This is a genomic window from Sinobaca sp. TMA16-18, assembly GCF_059510535.1.
Map to the genome: position 1 here is coordinate 1 of NZ_JCAKFM010000019.1, position 561 is coordinate 561.

Below are 561 nucleotides of genomic sequence, written 5' to 3' on the forward strand. Positions count from 1 at the left end.
CTATTATCGATGGGTGGCTCAGAGAAGAGCTCCCTTATTGAGCGAAGTAGAACAAGCGATTATCGCTATATGCCAGGCAACGAAGTATCGATATGGCCACCGAAAAGTAAAGGCCGTCTTGAAAAAAGAGTACCAGATCACGCGTCACCGGAATACGGTACAGGTTATCATGCAGAAACACCACCTTCAATGCCGGGTGAAACGAAAACGAAAATGGAAAGCCCAGGGGGAAACCATCCTAGTAGCTCCGGATCGATTACAGCGCCAGTTTCACGCAGACCAACCCAATCAAAAATGGGTCACGGATATCACGTATATTCCTTACGGACACACGGTTCAGTACTTATCAACGGTTATTGATTTGTACAACAATGAAATTGTGGCCTTCAAGCTGTATGACCATCAACAAGTTCCTTTAGTGTTAGATACGTTAAAAGAAGCGTTAGCCCGCCGGGCTTACCCAACTGGCGTCATCCTGCATTCCGATCAGGGTAGTGTGTATACATCACTTGCGTTTCAAGCTTATCTGACGACGCATCATGTGATAGGCAGTATGTCCCG

At 46.5% G+C, this 561-nt stretch carries 1 protein-coding gene; it reads left to right on the forward strand.

The features are described 5' to 3' along the window. Positions 1-37: 37 nt before the first annotated feature. On the forward strand, positions 38-561 hold a 524-nt coding region (locus AC5W14_RS16720), incomplete at its 3' end, for an IS3 family transposase (protein WP_496195027.1).